Annotated in this window: 32 protein-coding genes; 30 read left to right on the forward strand and 2 right to left on the reverse strand. The window is 34.1% G+C overall.

Features of this window, described 5'->3' with window-relative positions; all coding sequences use genetic code 11:
• Positions 1–47: 47 nt before the first annotated feature.
• Positions 48–275 (reverse strand): helix-turn-helix transcriptional regulator, encoded by a 228-nt coding sequence (locus V7014_RS06395; RefSeq protein ID WP_335505306.1) that lies wholly within the window; start codon positions 273–275, stop codon positions 48–50.
• 96 nt (positions 276–371) lie between these two features.
• Positions 372–695, reverse strand: coding sequence for a helix-turn-helix domain-containing protein (locus V7014_RS06400; RefSeq protein ID WP_335505308.1), 324 nt, complete (start codon positions 693–695; stop codon positions 372–374).
• 164 nt (positions 696–859) lie between these two features.
• On the opposite strand from V7014_RS06400, the gene V7014_RS06405 reads away from it, so the two are divergent.
• The 30 genes from V7014_RS06405 to V7014_RS06550 all read left to right on the forward strand — a co-directional run bounded on the left by V7014_RS06405 (position 860) and on the right by V7014_RS06550 (position 18465).
• Positions 860–1063, forward strand: a complete 204-nt coding sequence (locus V7014_RS06405; RefSeq protein WP_335505310.1) for a helix-turn-helix domain-containing protein — start codon at positions 860–862, stop codon at positions 1061–1063.
• Positions 1064–1270: 207 nt separating this feature from the next.
• Positions 1271–1414: a hypothetical protein gene (locus tag V7014_RS06410; RefSeq protein ID WP_335505312.1), complete on the forward strand. Its 144-nt coding sequence runs from the start codon at positions 1271–1273 to the stop codon at positions 1412–1414.
• Between the two features lie 294 nt (positions 1415–1708).
• A complete protein-coding gene (locus tag V7014_RS06415) occupies positions 1709–2368 on the forward strand; it encodes a Rha family transcriptional regulator (RefSeq protein WP_335505314.1) in 660 nt (219 codons plus the stop codon).
• A 78-nt stretch (positions 2369–2446) separates the two neighbouring features.
• Entirely contained in the window at positions 2447–4429 is a 1983-nt protein-coding gene (locus V7014_RS06420) for a hypothetical protein (RefSeq protein WP_335505316.1), read from the forward strand.
• Entirely contained in the window at positions 4429–5361 is a 933-nt protein-coding gene (locus tag V7014_RS06425; protein ID WP_335505318.1) for a recombinase RecT, read from the forward strand. The genes V7014_RS06420 and V7014_RS06425 overlap by 1 nt, the downstream gene beginning before the upstream one ends.
• On the forward strand, positions 5358–6065 hold the full coding sequence (locus tag V7014_RS06430) for an MBL fold metallo-hydrolase (protein ID WP_335505320.1): 708 nt from the start codon (positions 5358–5360) through the stop codon (positions 6063–6065). The genes V7014_RS06425 and V7014_RS06430 overlap by 4 nt, the downstream gene beginning before the upstream one ends.
• A gap of 27 nt (positions 6066–6092) precedes the next feature.
• Entirely contained in the window at positions 6093–6647 is a 555-nt protein-coding gene (locus V7014_RS06435; protein ID WP_335505322.1) for a hypothetical protein, read from the forward strand.
• A 13-nt stretch (positions 6648–6660) separates the two neighbouring features.
• Positions 6661–7134 (forward strand): hypothetical protein, encoded by a 474-nt coding sequence (locus V7014_RS06440; RefSeq protein WP_335505324.1) that lies wholly within the window; start codon positions 6661–6663, stop codon positions 7132–7134.
• Between the two features lie 13 nt (positions 7135–7147).
• Positions 7148–7552: a hypothetical protein gene (locus tag V7014_RS06445; RefSeq protein WP_335505327.1), complete on the forward strand. Its 405-nt coding sequence runs from the start codon at positions 7148–7150 to the stop codon at positions 7550–7552.
• 2 nt (positions 7553–7554) lie between these two features.
• Positions 7555–7833 (forward strand): hypothetical protein, encoded by a 279-nt coding sequence (locus tag V7014_RS06450; RefSeq protein ID WP_335505329.1) that lies wholly within the window; start codon positions 7555–7557, stop codon positions 7831–7833.
• Positions 7834–7870: 37 nt separating this feature from the next.
• On the forward strand, positions 7871–8266 hold the full coding sequence (locus V7014_RS06455; protein ID WP_335505330.1) for a hypothetical protein: 396 nt from the start codon (positions 7871–7873) through the stop codon (positions 8264–8266).
• A gap of 41 nt (positions 8267–8307) precedes the next feature.
• Entirely contained in the window at positions 8308–8673 is a 366-nt protein-coding gene (locus V7014_RS06460) for a beta barrel domain-containing protein (RefSeq protein ID WP_335505331.1), read from the forward strand.
• 517 nt (positions 8674–9190) lie between these two features.
• Positions 9191–9340: a hypothetical protein gene (locus V7014_RS06465; RefSeq protein WP_335505333.1), complete on the forward strand. Its 150-nt coding sequence runs from the start codon at positions 9191–9193 to the stop codon at positions 9338–9340.
• Positions 9334–9471, forward strand: coding sequence for a hypothetical protein (locus V7014_RS06470; RefSeq protein ID WP_335505335.1), 138 nt, complete (start codon positions 9334–9336; stop codon positions 9469–9471). Before V7014_RS06465 ends, V7014_RS06470 begins: the two co-directional genes overlap by 7 nt.
• 74 nt (positions 9472–9545) lie before the next feature.
• The gene (locus V7014_RS06475; protein WP_335505337.1) at positions 9546–10307 is read left to right on the forward strand and encodes a phage replisome organizer N-terminal domain-containing protein; all 762 of its coding nucleotides are present in this window, start codon (positions 9546–9548) and stop codon (positions 10305–10307) included.
• A complete protein-coding gene (locus V7014_RS06480) occupies positions 10255–11085 on the forward strand; it encodes an ATP-binding protein (RefSeq protein ID WP_335505339.1) in 831 nt (276 codons plus the stop codon). The genes V7014_RS06475 and V7014_RS06480 overlap by 53 nt, the downstream gene beginning before the upstream one ends.
• A gap of 10 nt (positions 11086–11095) precedes the next feature.
• Positions 11096–11665 carry a sigma-70 family RNA polymerase sigma factor gene (locus V7014_RS06485; RefSeq protein ID WP_335505341.1) on the forward strand — a complete coding sequence of 190 codons (570 nt, stop codon included), beginning with the start codon at positions 11096–11098 and terminating at the stop codon, positions 11663–11665.
• 50 nt (positions 11666–11715) lie between these two features.
• Positions 11716–12195 (forward strand): hypothetical protein, encoded by a 480-nt coding sequence (locus V7014_RS06490; protein ID WP_335505343.1) that lies wholly within the window; start codon positions 11716–11718, stop codon positions 12193–12195.
• Positions 12174–12791: a hypothetical protein gene (locus V7014_RS06495; protein ID WP_335505345.1), complete on the forward strand. Its 618-nt coding sequence runs from the start codon at positions 12174–12176 to the stop codon at positions 12789–12791. The genes V7014_RS06490 and V7014_RS06495 overlap by 22 nt, the downstream gene beginning before the upstream one ends.
• A gap of 4 nt (positions 12792–12795) precedes the next feature.
• The gene (locus V7014_RS06500; RefSeq protein ID WP_335505347.1) at positions 12796–13176 is read left to right on the forward strand and encodes a hypothetical protein; all 381 of its coding nucleotides are present in this window, start codon (positions 12796–12798) and stop codon (positions 13174–13176) included.
• Positions 13173–13346 carry a hypothetical protein gene (locus tag V7014_RS06505; RefSeq protein ID WP_335505349.1) on the forward strand — a complete coding sequence of 58 codons (174 nt, stop codon included), beginning with the start codon at positions 13173–13175 and terminating at the stop codon, positions 13344–13346. Before V7014_RS06500 ends, V7014_RS06505 begins: the two co-directional genes overlap by 4 nt.
• A 71-nt stretch (positions 13347–13417) precedes the next feature.
• On the forward strand, positions 13418–13870 hold the full coding sequence (locus V7014_RS06510) for a single-stranded DNA-binding protein (RefSeq protein ID WP_335505351.1): 453 nt from the start codon (positions 13418–13420) through the stop codon (positions 13868–13870).
• 11 nt (positions 13871–13881) lie between these two features.
• On the forward strand, positions 13882–14055 hold the full coding sequence (locus V7014_RS06515) for a hypothetical protein (RefSeq protein ID WP_335505353.1): 174 nt from the start codon (positions 13882–13884) through the stop codon (positions 14053–14055).
• Between the two features lie 93 nt (positions 14056–14148).
• Positions 14149–14760 (forward strand): dUTP diphosphatase, encoded by a 612-nt coding sequence (locus V7014_RS06520; protein WP_335505355.1) that lies wholly within the window; start codon positions 14149–14151, stop codon positions 14758–14760.
• Complete coding sequence (locus V7014_RS06525; protein WP_335505451.1) at positions 14754–15179, forward strand: DUF1064 domain-containing protein; 426 nt, start codon at positions 14754–14756, stop codon at positions 15177–15179. Before V7014_RS06520 ends, V7014_RS06525 begins: the two co-directional genes overlap by 7 nt.
• Positions 15179–15532 (forward strand): hypothetical protein, encoded by a 354-nt coding sequence (locus V7014_RS06530; RefSeq protein ID WP_335505357.1) that lies wholly within the window; start codon positions 15179–15181, stop codon positions 15530–15532. Before V7014_RS06525 ends, V7014_RS06530 begins: the two co-directional genes overlap by 1 nt.
• Positions 15533–15544: 12 nt before the next feature.
• A complete protein-coding gene (locus V7014_RS06535) occupies positions 15545–16072 on the forward strand; it encodes a hypothetical protein (RefSeq protein ID WP_335505359.1) in 528 nt (175 codons plus the stop codon).
• 228 nt (positions 16073–16300) lie between these two features.
• Complete coding sequence (locus V7014_RS06540; RefSeq protein WP_335505361.1) at positions 16301–16549, forward strand: hypothetical protein; 249 nt, start codon at positions 16301–16303, stop codon at positions 16547–16549.
• A gap of 232 nt (positions 16550–16781) precedes the next feature.
• Positions 16782–17222, forward strand: a complete 441-nt coding sequence (locus V7014_RS06545; protein ID WP_335505363.1) for a terminase small subunit — start codon at positions 16782–16784, stop codon at positions 17220–17222.
• On the forward strand, positions 17206–18465 hold the full coding sequence (locus tag V7014_RS06550; protein ID WP_438824881.1) for a PBSX family phage terminase large subunit: 1260 nt from the start codon (positions 17206–17208) through the stop codon (positions 18463–18465). The genes V7014_RS06545 and V7014_RS06550 overlap by 17 nt, the downstream gene beginning before the upstream one ends.
• The last annotated feature ends 14 nt before the right edge of the window (positions 18466–18479 follow it).

The following is an 18479-nucleotide window of genomic DNA, read 5'->3' on the forward strand; positions in this document are numbered from 1 at the left end:
ATATAGTTAGCAACTACATAGTTGACAATGGGATCCAGTGAGAAAACTCACTGCTCTCTCGACAAAACGAAATCATATAAATCTTCAATAGCAACATCAAGTTGATATGCGATGTTTGCAGCAGTCTTTAAACTCATCTCTCTGTCGTTATTTGCATATGCGCTTATTTGCTGCCGTTTCATATTTACCTTGATAGCTAATTCAGTCTGTGTCATTTTTTTAGATTTAAGAATCTCATTTAGTCGGCATTTGCCAACTATTATCAATATTTCCACACCTTTATTTGTTAAATTTCTGTGTTTTTCCTAAAATTTATAAAAAAAGGAACAAATGTTCCGATTATTGTGGTATAGTAATTTTACAAGATTTCTTTACTCAGCTAGCGTATCAAGAATTTTTAATATTGCTTCTTTTTTCGATGGATCAAGTCGTTCATATTTTTCTATCAGTAATTTAATATCGTTACTTGTGTTTTCGTTTCCGTCAAATGAATCAGTTTTTCCTAATAAATAATCAACAGAAACATTTAACACACTGGCAATTATGTTTATAGTTTTTACTGAGGGAGTTTTCTTTCCGTTTTCATAATATGAAATCATCGATTTTGAGATACCAACTTTATCAGCTAGTTCTTGCATAGTTAATTTTCTCGCTTCACGTAGCGCCTTTATTCGCGAACTTGTTATAGCAATCATTATTTTACCTCCAGAATTGTTTAATTAAATTATACATATAAGTAAACCAACAGTCAACCTCGTTGTAATAAAATGTAATATTTATTATTTTTTTAAGATTTTTGTTGACCTATGGTTTACAGCGGTGTTATGATGGTGTCACATCATGTTAGCGAGGTGATTTTATGAGCTTAAACTATCAATACTTAAAGGAACGGAGGGAGGAGAAAAAGTTAACTCAACTTGAAGTTGCTGAAAAGCTTGGGTATAAAAGTAAGACAAGCATTCACTATATCGAAAATGGAAAAAAGCAAATACCTGGTGATAAACTATTAGAACTGGCCAATATTCTCGACATAGATTTACGAGAATTATCAAAGAGCCAGTAATTTTCCATATTCGTGTTAACCTATGGTTTACTGTTAACCGATGGTTATTGGAGGTGATGAAATGGATCCAAGAGTTAACATTCTTCTTAATATGATTAAGGAAAATGGTCATGATTTAAAAGACGTAGAAAAACTACTTGATCAAAAAGCGAAAAAATAGGGTTGTCCACTTTCTTCCCTTTCATATATTAAACATGAGGTGATTGCATGGCTGTTAAAGAAATCTTGTTAACCGGGGAACGAGCAACTTTATTCATATCATTCTTTATAGAAGATTTTAAGCGAATAGCAGCAGAGAAACGTCAGAGTTCAAATGAAAAGATTGATTTGAACGCAAGTAAAGGTGCATAAAAATAAAAGAATTTAAAGAATTTCTGTGTTTAAAAAGCCCCAAAAGGCTTTCTCTTTTACTACTTTCGCGAAATTTGAAGAACAAAAATTGTTCTAAAGTGAAGAAAGGTTGATTGTATAGGGATGATTGGAGGAATTTACTGTTTAGTCTTATTAGCTCTATTTATCGGTAGCGTCTTAGGAGAGAACCTTCACAAGGAACGAAAAGCTTAGAGCTTGATTAGGTTGTTTATTTTTGTAATATTTGCATAATTTAAGGGTGATTTTAGTTCTAAAAATAGAAAGGGTGTTTAGATGAATCAATTAGTTTTTGTAGAAAACGGACAAGCAGTTACAGATAGTTTAACAATTGCCGAAATGTTTGGAAAGAATCATAAAGATGTATTAAGGGATATTCGTACTCAAATGGGCTATGCAGGTGAAGAATTTACCCAGCGCAATTTTGCGCCCGGCTCTTATCTCGATAAAAACAATCAAGAAAGACCAAAAGAATCACTTACTGAAGAAGCATTCACATTAGTTGTTTTCTCTTATAACACAAAAGAAGCCGTACAAACAAAAATCAAATTTATACAAGAGTTTAAGAGAATGAGAGAAAAGTTGTCTAAGCCTCCTATGTTATCTGAACATGAGCAACGTGTAGAATTGTTAAAACTTTCATTAGAACATGAACAGAAATTAAATAACGTAGAAGATCGCGTAGAAAAGCTTGAAACAGAGGTTAAGGAACGGATTACATTAGAAAGTGGTGAGCAACGTCGCTTACAACTGGCTGTAGCAGAGAAGGTTTATTCTATCACTCATGATAAAAAAGAAGCAACGAAGCTATTCAGGGAGCTTTATAGAGAGCTTAAAAATAGATTTGCTGTAAGTAGTTACAAAGATATAAAATCTCATGAACTTGAAGCAGCTATAACTTATGTGAGTGGATGGATTCCACGAAAAATTGCATAAAAACAAGCTCATGCGCCAACATGAGCGCTTAAAAAAATAAATGTAACGTCAGTATAACACAATATCAGGAGGATATATATGAAAAAAATAGTTTTACAATCTATCTCTTACCGCAATTTTAAAGGATTAAAAGACTTTGTATTAAAAGCTGATGGACATAACGTAAAGGCATACGGTGACAATGCAACAAGGAAGACAACACTATTTGATGGTTTTTTATGGGCCATTTTTGATAAGGATAGTCAAAATAAAAAGGATTTTTCAATTAAAACTCTTGATAAAAACAATAAAGAAATTCATGGGTTAGAGCATGAGGTCGAAGTTATCTTTCTAATCGATGGGAAAGAAAAGAAGTTCCGTAAGTTGTTTAAGGAAAAATGGAGCAAGAAGCGTGGTTCTGCAACTGCTGAATTTACTGGTCATACAACCGATTATCATGTTGATGATGTACCAGTAAAGAAAAAGGAATACACGGATGAAGTTGCAGCAATCATAGATGAAGATATTTTCAAGTTACTAACAAATCCATCTTTCTTTAATGAGCAACTGCATTATAAAGAACGTCGTAAAACCTTATTAGATATCGCTGGAGATATTACGGACGAAGAAGTAATTGCTTCAGATGAAAAACTAGCAGCATTAACAGGCATTCTAAATGGACGAACAATCGAAAACCATCGTAAAATCATCGCTGCTCGTCGTACCGAAATCAACAATGAGCTTGAAAAGATTCCGGTACGTATTGACGAGATTCAACGTTCTTTACCTGAAACAGAAGGACTTGATAAAGCATCGTTAGAAGTTCGAGTAACGGATTTAAATTATATGATTGATAACAAGCTTACTGATATTAGCAACATACGCAACGGATCAGCAGTATTAGAAAAACAAAAAGCAATTCAAGAAATTGAAATGGCTCTTATAGATATTAAGCGCGAACATGAATCTGGATCAAAAGAACAAGTATATCAGTTAAAAGCGAAAATCCAAGAAGAAGAGTCGAATGTTAATCTATTAAACTCAAAGTTAGAAAACATCAAAGACCGTAAACGATCAAACGACCAAAACGTTAAAAACGCAGAAGAGAAGCTTAAAAAACTACGTGCTGAATGGATTGAAATTGATGTACAGGAGTTTAAACATGAATCTGAGTGTGAATGTCCTACGTGTGGTCAATCTCTTCCAGAAGAGCAAGTAGAAGCTGCCAAAGAAAAAGCGTTAGCTCAGTTTAATCTTAGTAAATCTAATCGCTTAGCTGAAATAGATTCTAAAGGTCATGAAACGAAAGAGTTTAAACAAAGTATAGTGGATCAAAATGAAACACTTGCAAAAGACTACGAAAAGTTAAATGGTCAAATCGCAGATAAACAAGCAGCACTTACAAAGTTTAAAGAACAATTAACTAAAGTAGAATCTTCTGTCATTGATATTACAGAAAATATTCATTACACAAATAAATTACAAGAAAAGCAAATCATTAACAACGAAATCCAGCAACTAAGAAATGATGCAGAGCAATCTGTCCAGGCAGTACAAACAGAAATCGTTGAACTTAAATCTAAACGTGAGCAACTACAACAGGAAATTAGTAAATTCACTCAGTCCGAACAATCAAAGGACCGCATGGAGCAACTTAAACAACAAGAACGTGATCTTGCTGCAGAGTTTGAAAAGTTAGAACAAGAGTTGTACTTAACTGAAGAGTTTATAAGAGCACAAGTTAATATGCTCGAAGAAAAGATTAACAATCGTTTTAAATACGCTAAGTTTAAGCTATTTAAGCAACAAATCAACGGTGGCTTAGAAGAAACATGCGAAACACTTTACGAAGGTGTTGGTTATTCAGGAGGATTGAATAACGCTGCTCGTATAAATGTTGGTCTAGATATCATTAATACTTTATCAGCTCATTACGGTATAGCAGTACCGATATTCGTGGACAATGCCGAAGCAGTAACCAAGTTAATAGATACGAATACACAGATTATTTCTTTAATCGTTAGTGAAGCAGATAAGGAATTACGTGTGGAACAATCTGAATTAGTAGGAGGTCTTGTTTAATGACTAATCAAAAACAAAAAAATGAACTGGCTATGGTAAAGAAAGACACTGTTGATGTAGTAGCTAAGAAAGTTAAAGAGTTCCAGGAGAACGGAGAAATCCGTTTCCCTGCAAATTACAGTCCAGAAAACGCTATGAAGTCTGCTTGGTTAATTCTTCAAAACACAAAAACAGGAAAGAATGATGGTTATAAACCAGTATTAGAAGTTTGCACAAAAGACAGTATTGCCAACAGTTTACTCGATATGGTCGTGCAAGGTCTTAATCCAATGAAGAAACAAGGCTACTTTATCACTTATGGTAAACAATTAACTTTTCAACGTTCTTATTTTGGAACAATGGCAGTAACTAAACGTGTTACTGGTGCTAAATCAATTGATGCAGCAGTTATTTACGAAGGTGATCAAGTTGAATACGAGATGATTAATGGCAGGATTCGGAATCTATCTCATAAACAAAAATTTGGAAACATCGATAAAGAAAAAATACAAGGAGCTTATTGCATTATAACTATCAATGACGATGACATTTACACTGAATTAATGACTATCGATGAATTACGAAAAGCATGGAGTAAAGCTCAATTTTGGGGAAAAGACCAAAAAGAAGAAGCAAAAGGGAGTACTCACGACGAGTTTAAACAGGAGATGGCTAAGAAGACCGTTATACAACGTGCTTGTAAAAAGTTCCTAAACTCAAGTGACGATGGAAGTATCATTATGGAGCATATCAATCGTGAAGATGATCTATCAACCGAAGCTCAATTGGAAGCTGAGTTAAATGAAAATGCTAACTCCGAAATAATTGATGTTGAATACAGTGAATGCCAAGAACAACCAGCAATAGATGATAACGAAGAACAAATCGTAGCTGATTTTGAACAAACGCAAAAAGAACAAGAACCTGTTAACACAGGCGGCCCAAGCTGGTGATTACTATAACAGCATTAGCATCTAGCAGCAAGGGGAATTGCTATCACATTACAGATGGCAAAACTCCCCTCCTGTTGGAAGCAGGAATCAAATTCAAAGAGATCCAACGCAAACTTAACTTTCAAACATCTAACATAGCTGGTTGTTTAGTAACACATGAGCATGGCGATCATTGCAAAGGTTTAAAAGATGTTTTAAAGGCAGGAATTGATTGTTACATGAGTTCTGGAACTGCTGAAGCTATAAACATCAAACATCATCGTATTAAACCTGTAAGAGCCAAAGAACAATTTCAAATTGGTACGTGGACTATTTTACCTTTTGACGTAAACCACGATGTAAGCGAACCGTATGGCTTCTTATTAGTAAATCAAGAAGGTGAAAAGCTTCTATTCGCCACTGACACCTATTACATCAAATACAAGTTCACAGGTCTTACTCACATCATGATTGAGTGTAATTATTCAATGGATATATTAGATGCGAATATCGTTACTGGACGAGTACCAGCGATGATGAAAAAGAGGTTAATCAAGTCACATTTTAGTTTAGAGAATTTGAAAGAGTTCTTTAAAGCTAATGATCTATCGAAAGTACAAGAGATTTGGCTTCTACATCTTAGCGATAACAATAGTGATGAAGAATTATTTAAGAAAGAGATCCAAGAGCTTACTGGTAAGTTGGTGCATGTGCCAGAAGGTTAATAATCATATTTTGTATTATGTTTCCTTATGGTAAAGAAAGAAAGGAGATTAAACATTATGGGCTATCTCTTTAAAAGAGGAATGAAAGTAAAGCTGATTAGAAATACAACTAAAAACAAGGCGTTAGAAAAGTATTTAAATATTGAAGGTAAAGTAAAGGATTATGAAATCTATGTTGGTAAGCGTACCTATATCGTAAATTTCCCAGATGGTAAGTCATTATTGGTTTATGAAGATGACCTAGAGAGGGCAAAAGAACCAAGTATTAAAAAATCCTTTTCAGAAACAGATTTTAATATAAATGATGAAGTTGTATTGATTAGCTCTAATGGAATTAGAGGCAATATAGAAAATAGAATCAGAACTTTAGCAACGATTACAGATAAAGAAGGAAATTTTTATAAAATTCGTTTTTATGATGGCTTTCATATTGTTGTTAGAGCTAAAAATATTGTCAAAGACGAGAGTATTTCATTTTTAACATTTGAAGATATGGAAGAATTAATAAACTTTGCTATTGATACAACTGACAAGGAGTATTTCGAAGAGTTAGCCCACAGACGATGTGAGATGTTGAAATAGGGGAGGAAGAAAGATGCTAAAGAAGGGCGATAAAGTTGTTATGCATACATGTGGTGAAGCTGAACACTACAACGGTAAGATTTGGACTTGTAAGAATGATGAATATGTAAGTTTCGAAGGTCAAGGCATATATGAGCAAAAGCTTGTTTTTCTTGAAGGGTTTAGTGGTTCTTTTCATACTAAGTATTTGCAACTGGTCGATCTATCGGAACAGCAACAGGTAATTGAACATTTGAATAATGTAAACAGTAAAATGGATCAATGTTTAATCCGCAATGGTAAAGAAATTATTAAAAGGGAAAATGAACGGGCGGAATTGCAGGGGGGAATTGACGATTATAAAAATGTTATTGAAAACATTCAAAGAGCTATCCATACGGAACATTGCACAATGAATCATCAAGAAAATACAGAGTATGAGAAAGGGAAAATCGACGGGCTTATTAAGGCTAGTAATATCATAGCTTCAGCAGTTCAATCATTATAGGGGAGGAACCGGTGTGATACTAAGATTATATCGAGCGAAGTTAAATACAGGCGGGAAAACAGTCGAAGAATTAAAGGCAAAATGGGATGATTCTGAAATGACTACTGATGAAATTGAAACATGGATTAAAGCTTATAACTTAATTGATGGTTTAGAAGTTATTGTCGTGGAAGGTATCGGTGACGATAGCTATTCATTGATTGGCTGGAATGAGGAAGATGCCGAGAAAATCAGAGATTATACTTATCTAGCAGAACAAGATCCGGTGTTCGGTAGTTATATAGATGATCATGAGGAGTTTATTAAAGATTGGGATTCGGATGATTATTCTCCATCTGGTTCACTTTGCTTTGATGAGGATGATCTTGAGATTATTGAGCGACTAAAAGGTAAGAGTGAACAAACAGAGGGGGAATAAATGTGGATTATGCAAAAGTAAGTGGTCAAAACGTAGTAATAAAATTGCCGATTGATTTGCTTGTTACAGCATTTAATCACTATCCAGAAAAATATCATGATGATATTAAAGTAAAGTTCAAACGCCAATTTGCAACTGGTTTTGCAGAATTAATTAATGGATTATCAGAAAATAGTGAAAGTGGATTAACGTTCTTCCAGGAATGCATTGATCAAGTATTTGAGGAAATGATTGAGAGTGCAGCACCTTATATTAAGGTTCCAGATGAGGATGATTACTAAACACAAGAATTATTTAGTTGCCTAAGGAGGTTAAAGAATGTCTGGAAAATTTACAACAGGTCAAATGATTGACCGTTTAGGACTAAATGATGTTGCTGTAAATCAAAAGGGATGGATGGTCGGTTATGACCATAAAGGGAATTTGTTAACTTGGGATAAAGATGAAGAAAAACCTACTTCTAAAGAAAGCAATGAATTCTCTATATATTTTCCGTGGGTAAATAAAGATATATGGGAAATTAATTATCATTTTGTAAGTTTTGAAGAAGCTCAACATGCACATGTAAAAGAAAAGAGGACAGTCGTTTTGTATCAAACTGAAGATTTACAGTATAGATTCATACATGGTGAATATGGTCATTTTAAACAATTAGCTGATGATGGTATAGATTTAGATGAGTTAATTGAAGGTAAATGGCTTATCGAGAATTAAGGAAACAAAAGGCTGAATCAGTTTTCAAAGGCGGTGAGATTATGAGTAAAAAGAAGCCAGAATTAATTGTAGGTCAGATTGTTTATATTGAAGAATCGTGTGACTTTTACAAAGATGAACCAAGTGATCCTGTCCCTTACGAGGTCACTAAAATAAATTCAAAAAGTATTTATGCTAGAAGACAGAATGGTTCTAGAGAGTATCGCTTTGACAAAAGTAAATGGGAACATAAAACGGGATTCGGTTATACAAAATATATTTGGTTAAGACCTCAAGATTATTGGGATGCAGTAAAACGAGCCGAGGATAAAAAAGTATTGCGATCAAGAATTGCTGGAGAACTATCAAATTTATCATTAGAACAGCTGAGTATTATAGCCGGAATGTTAAATATTAAAATTCGTTAAGAAACAAAAGAGTAAAAGAGGTGCTCAGTTAACATGAAAGCATGTGAATGTTGTGGAGAATCCAATAAGGATGTAGAGTTTAGCGAAAATCTTAAAAAATATATGTGCGAAGATTGCTGGGATTTGTATGGTGATATGTGCAATTATGGCTTGGCATAACTAATGAGTAAACAAATTTAATAGAGGTGAAAGGTATGTTGTTTTATTGGTTTAATAGTTGGAACATTTATTGGAGTAGTGATTATGTGTATGTTTTCAGCTAATGCATACGACAAAGGTAAAAAGGATGCTCTTAGAAAATTTAGAAATGGAGAATTTTCATGAGTAGCAAAAATTCCACTCGTAGACGCGGCTTAGTTGGTAAGTGTAAGAATTGTAATGGACAAGGTTTCATATTTAAGAAATCATCCAAAGTGTGTTGTTCTAAGTGTTTTGGAAAAGGCATGAAATAACACCTGAATAACGGAAGGTGGTGATAATCTACAACACTTAAAACAACTAAAAAGGGAGGATAACTATGAATTTATACTTAGTAAGGTTTGTAAATCTAGAAAAATGTATATTTGTCGAAACTGAACTGCCAGAAGGTAAATTAACTGCAATTGAACGTAGCAATAAGCATCAAGTGTTGTACAAGCAAGTCATTAAGGAATCAAAGCCATGTTAGCTATACATTATTGCGAAACATGTAATGAAGATTTTGCTGTTAGAGAAGGTAAAGATCCAAACGGATGTCCGTTCTGCTACAGTCCGGAAATAGCTTGGAGCCATTCAATTGATGTATATGGAGAAAAATAAAAGCCCGTTGCTCTAACAACGGACCAAAAAGAATTGATTAAACAGAATTATAACACATCCAAGGAGTGTTTTGTATGTCAGATGTGAAATGGATCAAACTAAGCACTCATATGTTTGATGATGAAAAAATTAGATTAATAGAAACAATGCCCGATGCCGACACGATCTTAGTAGTTTGGATTAAACTTCTCGCTCAAGCAGGTAAGACAAATGCGACTGGTTACATTTATCTCAGTGAGAATATTCCGTACACAGATGAGATGCTTGCGACTATCTTTAATCGTCCCATTGCGACAGTGAGATTGGCATTGAGAACGTTTGAAGACTTCGGGATGATTGAGATTTCAGAGGATAAATTCATAAGTATTTCTAACTGGGATAAGCACCAAAACCTTGCTGGGCTTGAAAAAATAAGAGAACAGACTAAAACTCGTGTCGCTAAACATCGCCAACAAAAAAGTATCTCAAATGTAACGTTACATGTAACGCATGGTAACGCAACAGATATAGAAGAAGATATAGATAAGAATAAGAAAGAGAATAAAGATATATACTCAAATGAATTTGAGCAATTCTGGTCTATTTATCCAAGAAAGGTAGATAAGAAAAAAGCATTCAAATCATTTAAGACAGCTATTAAAAATCATTCTTTAGAAACTATATTAATCGGCACAGAAAAATATGCAAAGCAAGTCCAAAAAACAGATAAACAATATATCAAACATCCTACAACATTCTTAAACAACGATTCTTTTATCGATGGTTATGAAGAGGGAGGTACAAATGGAACGAATCAAGGTAGAAGGTATGCCAGTGATTACGACTTACCTTTCTGATACATGTGATAAACACCGTTATGTTAAAGACGGAGTAGAACACATTAAGAAAGTGCAGCTTATGAACATAGAGGGGCAAGCTATTTGTCCCCTATGTGAATCGGATAAACGTAAACAGGAATTAGAGGATAAGCAGTATGAGATCCACAAGGATATTATTGAGCATCCAGATAAACAAGTATTCTTCAGAGAATCAATGGTAACGGATGAAACCATTTTAAAAGCTAGGTTTGAAAACTTTAAACAAGAAGTGCATGAAGAAAAACAGAATCTTCAATTAGCGAAGGTGTCGGTAAAAGATTTTTTGAATGAGATAGCATTTACACTTTGGATGCAAGGGAAACCAGGTGCAGGGAAAAGTCATCTTGCTTATTCAATCGCTTATGGAATAAATGAGGTCGGTAAATATAAAGTTCTCTTTATTGAAATGTCCGAGTTAATGAAAAGTATTAAAGCGACATTTAATAACAAATCAGATGAGACAGAGCAATCAATCATCAAAAAGCTAACAAGTGTTGATGTACTTGTACTAGATGATGTTGGTGCAGAGGTTGGGAATATAGACACACAAAAAGAAGCATCAGACTTCGTAGGAAGGGTCATGAAGGATACTTTCAATGGTAGGCAAGGTAAAACTACCATATGCACAACAAACCTCACTGGAGGTCAATTAAAGCAGATTTACGATGCTAAAACCTTCTCTAGAATGTTTAGGGATTATCGATATATCAAATTTGAAAATAGCAAAGATCGTAGGTTTATAGAATTACCATTTTAGGAGGATGAACATGGAGAAATTAACCTCTGAACAACGACAATTAGTTGAAAATAATATGAAGTTAGCCTATAAGTATATTCTTTCATTCGAAAAACAATTTCCTTATATTCCTAAAGAGGATATATATGATATTTGCATATTCGCTTTAATGTATACTGCGAAGAATCTTGATCCTTCAAAAGGTAAATTTTCTACATTGTTTGTCGTAAATGCAAAATCAGGAGTTTTTAAAAGAATTAGATATTATAAAAGAGGAAAAAGAAACGGTCATGTTGTTAGTTTGGATTTTGAAGTTAAATTCGGTGAAGGAGATTCTAAATCTCAAACTTTAGAGGATTTCATTGGAATTGAAGATAAGTACGACTTTGAAATAAAAGATATGATTCGTGAAAGTCTTATTACTTTAGATGCTAGAGAAAAGGATGTCTTGAACCGACTTATCAATTTAGGACAAACTCAATCAGAAATCGGAAAATTATATAATTTGTCTCAAGTGCAAGTGAGTAGGGTTTACAGAGGGGCGCTAAACAAATTGAAAGAGCATCTAACTAGCAAACGATTTGATTTATCTATGATTTAAGTGTTGTGAAGTTGCAGTTGAAAAATAGTTAGAGAAAAGGCGGAATAAACATGGATAAGATCACTATCCTCAAAGAGTTCAGACAGGAGTGGACAAGCGAAGAACTTGAAGAAGTAATCAAGTATTGGGATAAAGGTTGGTCATATAGTGATATTGCTCATAGGTTGGAAATGAGAGAACAAGAGGTTTTAATGATATTGATAGACTTAGATAGCAAATCAATGTTAAAACAACGTGAAGGCGGCATTAATGGGTCTGTTAACAATGATGTATACAAATATAATGCACACAACCAACTGCTTTATAACGAATTAATACATTACAACCAGAATGTTCGGTTTACTTTTGAAGAAACGGTTTATATTTGCAATTGGCACGATAAAATCAGCATCAAAGAAATTGCGTTGTCTATCGGAAAAACAGAAAGGTCAATTGTTGATCGTATATGTTACCTAAAAAGAACAAATCAATACGAAGAACTTAGACGAGTTAAGTGGGAGGAAATAGCGTGGCAAATAACAGCGAACTGATTATGCATTTCCTTGATAAACACGGCGAATCGTTTTATACATGCAAAGGTTGCGAAATATGTACGGAAATGCACAGTAAAATTAAAGATTATGAGAATGGAAATAAATCAAAATACAAAAAAGAAATAAGTAAAATATTAAAAAAAGGCGAAGACATAACAACTAAAGATTTAGAAAAATTGATAGCTTATGGCGTTTCTGCACAAAGAATTACAAAAGCTTTAAGGATAGGTAATAAAAAATTAAATGAAATATTGAGATATTTAAACATTAAAAAAATGGAAGATGTAGAAGAGATAAAAAAGAAAGCTACGGTTGAAGAATGCAAAAAACTAAATGAAAAAGGGTTTTCCCTTAGAGAAAAGGCTGAATATTTCGGTAAAACTATAAACGCTCAAAGGATATGGGAAATAAATAAAGGGTTACGTATTACAAGAAAAATGAAAAAATACAATATAACAAAAGAAAAATGCGAAAAACTGATAGAAAAAGGTTTAAATAAGCATGAAAGAGCAGAGTATTTTAACGCCAGTTACAGTCATTATTGTCGTGTTGAAAGGGAATTTGGTTTAGGTAGAAAAAATAAAAGGAGTTGATAATGTGAATCTAGATGCGGCTATACAGCACGTTAGAGATGTGTATGTGAATTTTCCAAGATTGTACGAAAAGCTTCAAAGTGATTTAAAGAATTTGGAGATGGAACAGCAAGATTTGCTCCATTTAATTGAATTTAAGGCTTTTAATGCATCAGATGGATATAAGTATAGCAAAGACCTTCAAAGGGTCAGAAATCAACGCAGAGAGATAAAAAACAACATTGAATTACTTAAGCCAATTATGGAGTTAAATAAGTATCAGCAAAAGCCTTCGGATAAGATCATAAATAAAGCTCTAGGTGATGTCAGAAGAATAACGAACGAACATGGCGAACGTACTTATAAAATGCGAGTTCGTGATGATTTACAGGAGTTAATTAAATGACAAGAAGGATACTTGAACAAGGTTTTAACACTATAGATCATGAACGGTTAACCATCATTACGATATACGAAGAAGGTATCAATAAAGAACGGGTGAAGAAAGAGAATGGTTTTAGTAAAAAGCATCAAGTGTTGGTGCCTAACGGACATTCTTATGCTTATTTAAAATAGACGCAAAAATACAACATTTTAATTATATGTCAATAGGACAGGGAACAGTCAATCGAACAGGAGGAAAATACATGAATGTAATTACGTTAACAGGAAATGCAGTGAAGGATGTTGAGCTTCGATTTACACCGAATGGTAAGGGTGTGGCAAGTGGAACTATTGCGGTAAGAAGAGATTTTAAAAATCAGAACGGTGATTATGAAACGGATTTTATTAATTTTGTTGCTCTGGGTGGGTTAAGTGAAGTAATGGCTAATCATATTAAGAAAGGTGATAAGTTCGGTATTACTGGTCGTCTGCAAATTCGTAAGTGGGAAAAGGATAACGGCGAAGTTCAGTGGGTGACAGAAGTAGTTGTAAATAGCTTTGATTTCCCTAATAAGCAACGAAACAATGAATCTAATACAAATACTGGTCAAAGACAAAATAACTCAAATAGAGGTAGTTATACACGTGTTGATGATGATCCGTTTGCAAATAACGGACAAACAATAGATATAAATGATGATGATTTACCTTTCTAGGAGGATAGACAATGAAAAAGCAAAGATGGAGATTTACGAAGGGTAAGCAATATAAGTGTTTTAGTTGTGGGTATCTGATGGATAAAAGGTACTTAACTGATGAAGATACAAAGTATTCATATATTTATTGTTCAAGTACCTGTCACATGCATGATGTAGGAATGTCTTGGAGCGACTTTGTATGAATCTAGCAAACTGTAATCTAGCTGAGTTAATTTACTTGGCTAGATACACCGAATATAGAAGCCAAGCTTTACTTGAATTGGAGGTAAGACTAGATGAATTTAGAAAAGATGTTTGAAACACAGAAGGTGCTGCGTGAACGGATTGATTACAACGAAAAAGATCGTTTTGAGAAATTAGTACTTGCTTTACTTGTAGAGCTTGGTGAATGTGCGAATGAATGGCGTGGATTTAAGTTTTGGAGTAAGGACCAGAAGCCTAGGAACTTTATTCAACATCTTTGTCCAACTTGCAAAGGAACAGGAAATGAAAGTTTTTCAGTGTTCGGTGAAGATGATTTTGAACCATGTGTCGATTGTGATGCAACAGGAATATTAGGTGAAAGTAATCCACTTCTTGAAGAATATGTTGATTGCTTACATTTTGTTTTAGAAATAGGAATTGAATTAAATCTGGAAAACGGTATAAGGAAGACAAAATATAAGCTAGAGAGTATCGATAAACAGTTTGTGGAGTTGTTAAATAATGTCTGTATACTGAATTCTTCAGTTCGTTATGAAGATGAAGAAATTGAAGCAGATTTCGAAGAGGTTTGGAGTAGTTTTCTAGGACTTAGCGAAATGTTAGGTTTCTCAGAAGAACAAATCGAACAAGCCTATTACGATAAAAACAAAATCAATCATGAGAGACAGGATGTTGGATATTGAGCAAATACGGAGCGAAGAAAACAACAGTAGACGGAGTAATATTTGATAGTAAAGCTGAAGCAAAATACTATGAGCAATTAAAGTGGATGAAGGCTAATAAGCAGATAAAAGATTTTGAGTTACAACCTAAGTTTTTATTGCAAGAAGCTTTCAAAAAGAATGGTAAGACATTCAGAAAGATTGAATATATAGCAGACTTTAAAGTTATTAATCTTGATGACACAGTGGAAATCGTTGACATAAAAGGTGCAATCACAAAAGAGTTTGCTATAAAAAGAAAGCTATTCGAAAGAATGTTTTTAGATAAATTAATCCTACTCGGTTATGACTGGAAGCTCGGATTTATGGATTGGCACGAGCTACAGAAAATAAAGCCTAAGAGAAAAGCCAAGCCAAAAAGGATGAAGAAGGTGAGGTAATGGCTCAACCTAAACGCTCGATTGAACTATCTGAAATCATCCGAGAAATGAGAGAGACTAACAAACGTATAAGTGATACTGCTGCTGAAATGTATAAGCAAGGTACACTACTATCTCATGCCGAACGAAATTACAAAGTAGCATTACACCATAAGATATTGGAACTAAAAACAGCAGGTTATCCAGCGACATTGATATTAGAACTAGCTAAAGGTGATGAAAAGATAGCAGGCTTAAGATTTGAAAGGGATTTAGCAAAGTCGAGATTAGATACAGCCAAAGAAGGCGCGCGATCATTAAGAGCTATTCAATCAACATACCAAACTATCAGTAAATACCAGGATGAACTATAGGGGGGCGAAAGTATGAATCTATCAGATAAACAATTAGAAGTGATTTCAAAAGCAGTAGCACAAGCAGCCTATGAACATCTAGAAAAAGAGAGACAACAACAAGAGACGAAGAAATATAATCGTCGATTGAGAAATATAAAATTACTCCTTAGAAACTATCGTTCATTTGCTGTGCACTGTAAAGATATTAAATTAAACATTAATGAATTAAATCAAAAGTTGGAACTCGATGAAATCGATACAGATGAGTTCGCAATTAGAAGTATCTTAAAGTCTAAAGAGCTTACTTTAGCTATGGTGAAATACATTAATAAATCTTTAGAAGTTTATAGACTAATTTGTGAGAAGTCAGATGATCCAGAAGATATGAGACGATACCGAGTGGTGTATGAAATGTATATCTCAGGTGATAAAAAAACAATAGACGAAGTAGCTGAAAGACAATCGATTCATCCACGCACAGTCTATAAGGATATCGATAAAGCGAGTGAAACCTTAGTTGTATTGATGTTTGGAGTCGATGGTATTAGGTTAAAATGAGGGCACAAACTGGGCGGAGTCAGTACAATACAAACGTGTTAATATGATAGTATAGAGTTTTTCTGGAAGGGTGCACACGATAGATTAGCTCTAAAAAAATCAGGTGACTATATTTATATATTCGTTAGGTTCTTATTCGTTGGGTTTATAAAGTGAAAAAAGCGGTACTGCAACAGGCTTTCATCCTGAAATGCGGTATCGTCTTTTTATGTTGTTTGTAAACTATTCATGAACGTATTAAACATTGTGGATAGTTTAGAGAAAACATTGAAAGAGGGATTGTTATTGGATAAATGGGTGAGAGTTTTGGAACGTATAAATACTGTGTTTGGCTTCATGTGGATAATAGCAGCGATATTATTATTTAAAAATGGGTATTTGTTAAATGCGGTATTCACAGCATTAATAGCTATCGTTTTTAAATTATATGATATTCATTATTCGATTAAGTATCAAAATCACAAACCCAAATCTTAAGAGATTAGGGTTGTGATTAGCTCAAAGTATGCTGTTAAGTAGTTCATGACCACTAACAGTACCATGAGGGAATCGGTTTTGCGCTGTTCCATCGCGTACCTCCTTCTCGCACTCTAAGTTTCAAGCACGATAAGTTCAGGTCGAGCCCTTTAACCTCTGGGCTAATCTCTTAAGGTAATTTGATTATACTATAATTTTCAGAAAATATAAATCAGGAGGCGGTGATGATGTAGTGAAACTTACAGAAAAACAGAAACGGTTTGCCGATTATTATATTGAGACTGGTAACGCTACTGAATCAGCTAGAAAAGCAGGATATAAAAAGCCACATGTCCAAGGTAGTCAAAACTTAGAAAAACTTAGTGTTAGAACATATATAGACGAACGGTTAAAACAGATGGATTCAGAACGCATTGCAACAGCCGAGGAAGTAATGAAGTATCTAACGGGTGTAATGCGTGGTGAAACACAATCAGAAGTGGTTGTTGTTGAAAATATAGGTGATTTTATGTCAGAAGCAAGGACTATGAATAAAGCTCCAGATGAAAAGGAACGACTAAAGGCTGCTGAATTGATTGGTAAGAGATATGGTATTTGGACAGATAAACAAAATATCGAGGTTCAAGGAGCTGTTACATTTCTTGATGACATAGGCGATGATGATGAAACGTAAATTATCAGAGTTTATACCTAAAGCCTTTCATTCTGTATGGAGAGCAGCAATCAACCCTGATATTTTAAACATCATCTGTAAGGGTGGTCGTGGTTCTGGTAAATCATCTGATATAGCTCATATCATAGTTCAGTTATTAATGCGTTATCCAATGAATGCTGTTGGTATTCGTAAGATAGATAACACAATTGAACTATCGATATTCGAACAGGTTAAATGGGCCATCAGCGAGCAAGGTGTTGGTCATTTGTTTAAGGTTAATAAATCACCTATGAGAATAACGTATATCCCTAGAGGGAATTATATGGTGTTTCGTGGTGCTCAAGAGCCCGAACGAATTAAGTCATTGAAGTCTGCTAATTTCCCATTTACTATAGCGTGGATTGAGGAACTAGCTGAATTTAAAACAGAAGATGAAGTAACGATCATCACTAACTCATTGTTGCGTGGAGAGTTGGAAGATGGTCTTTTTTATAAGTTCTTTTATTCATATAACCCACCGAAAAGAAAGCAATCTTGGGTGAATAAGAAATATGAAACACAATTCATTGCAGATAACACATTTGTACATCATTCTACTTTTTTTGATAATCCTTTTATTTCAAAACAGTTCATTGAAGAAGCTAATGCAGCTAAAGAGCGAAATGAATTAAGGTATCAATGGGAGTATGAAGGAAAAGCAATAGGCTCTGGTGTCGTTCCATTCGACAATCTATCATTCAGAAGGATTACAAATGATGAATACAAATCATTCGATAACATAAGGCAAGGCATTGACTGGGGTTACGCTACAGACCCATTCTCTTTTGTTCGTTGGCACTATGATAAGACAAGGAAAAGACTATATGCAATAGATGAATATTACGGTGTTAAAATCAGTAACCACGAGGCTGCTGAATGGATTAAGAAAAAGAACTATCAAGATGAAATGATAATCGCTGATAGTGCTGAACCAAAGTCTATAGCAGAAATGAAATCATATGGAATTCGAATCAAGGGAGCTAAAAAAGGACCAGGTTCAGTTGAGTATGGTGAGAAATGGCTTGATGATCTTGATGAAATAGTTATCGACGCTAAAAGAACGCCTAACATTGCGAAAGAGTTCGAGAATATTGACTATCAAACCGATAAAGATGGGAATCCAAAGCCTAAATTAGAGGATAAAGATAATCATACAATTGATTCCACTCGTTATGCGTGTGAGGGTGATATGAAACGAAATAGCTTTGAGATCTTAAAATAGCGAAAGGAGGGTAA

It is taken from the genome of Bacillus sp. JJ722 (assembly GCF_036963345.1).
Lineage (GTDB): Bacteria > Bacillota > Bacilli > Bacillales > DSM-1321 > Bacillus_AD.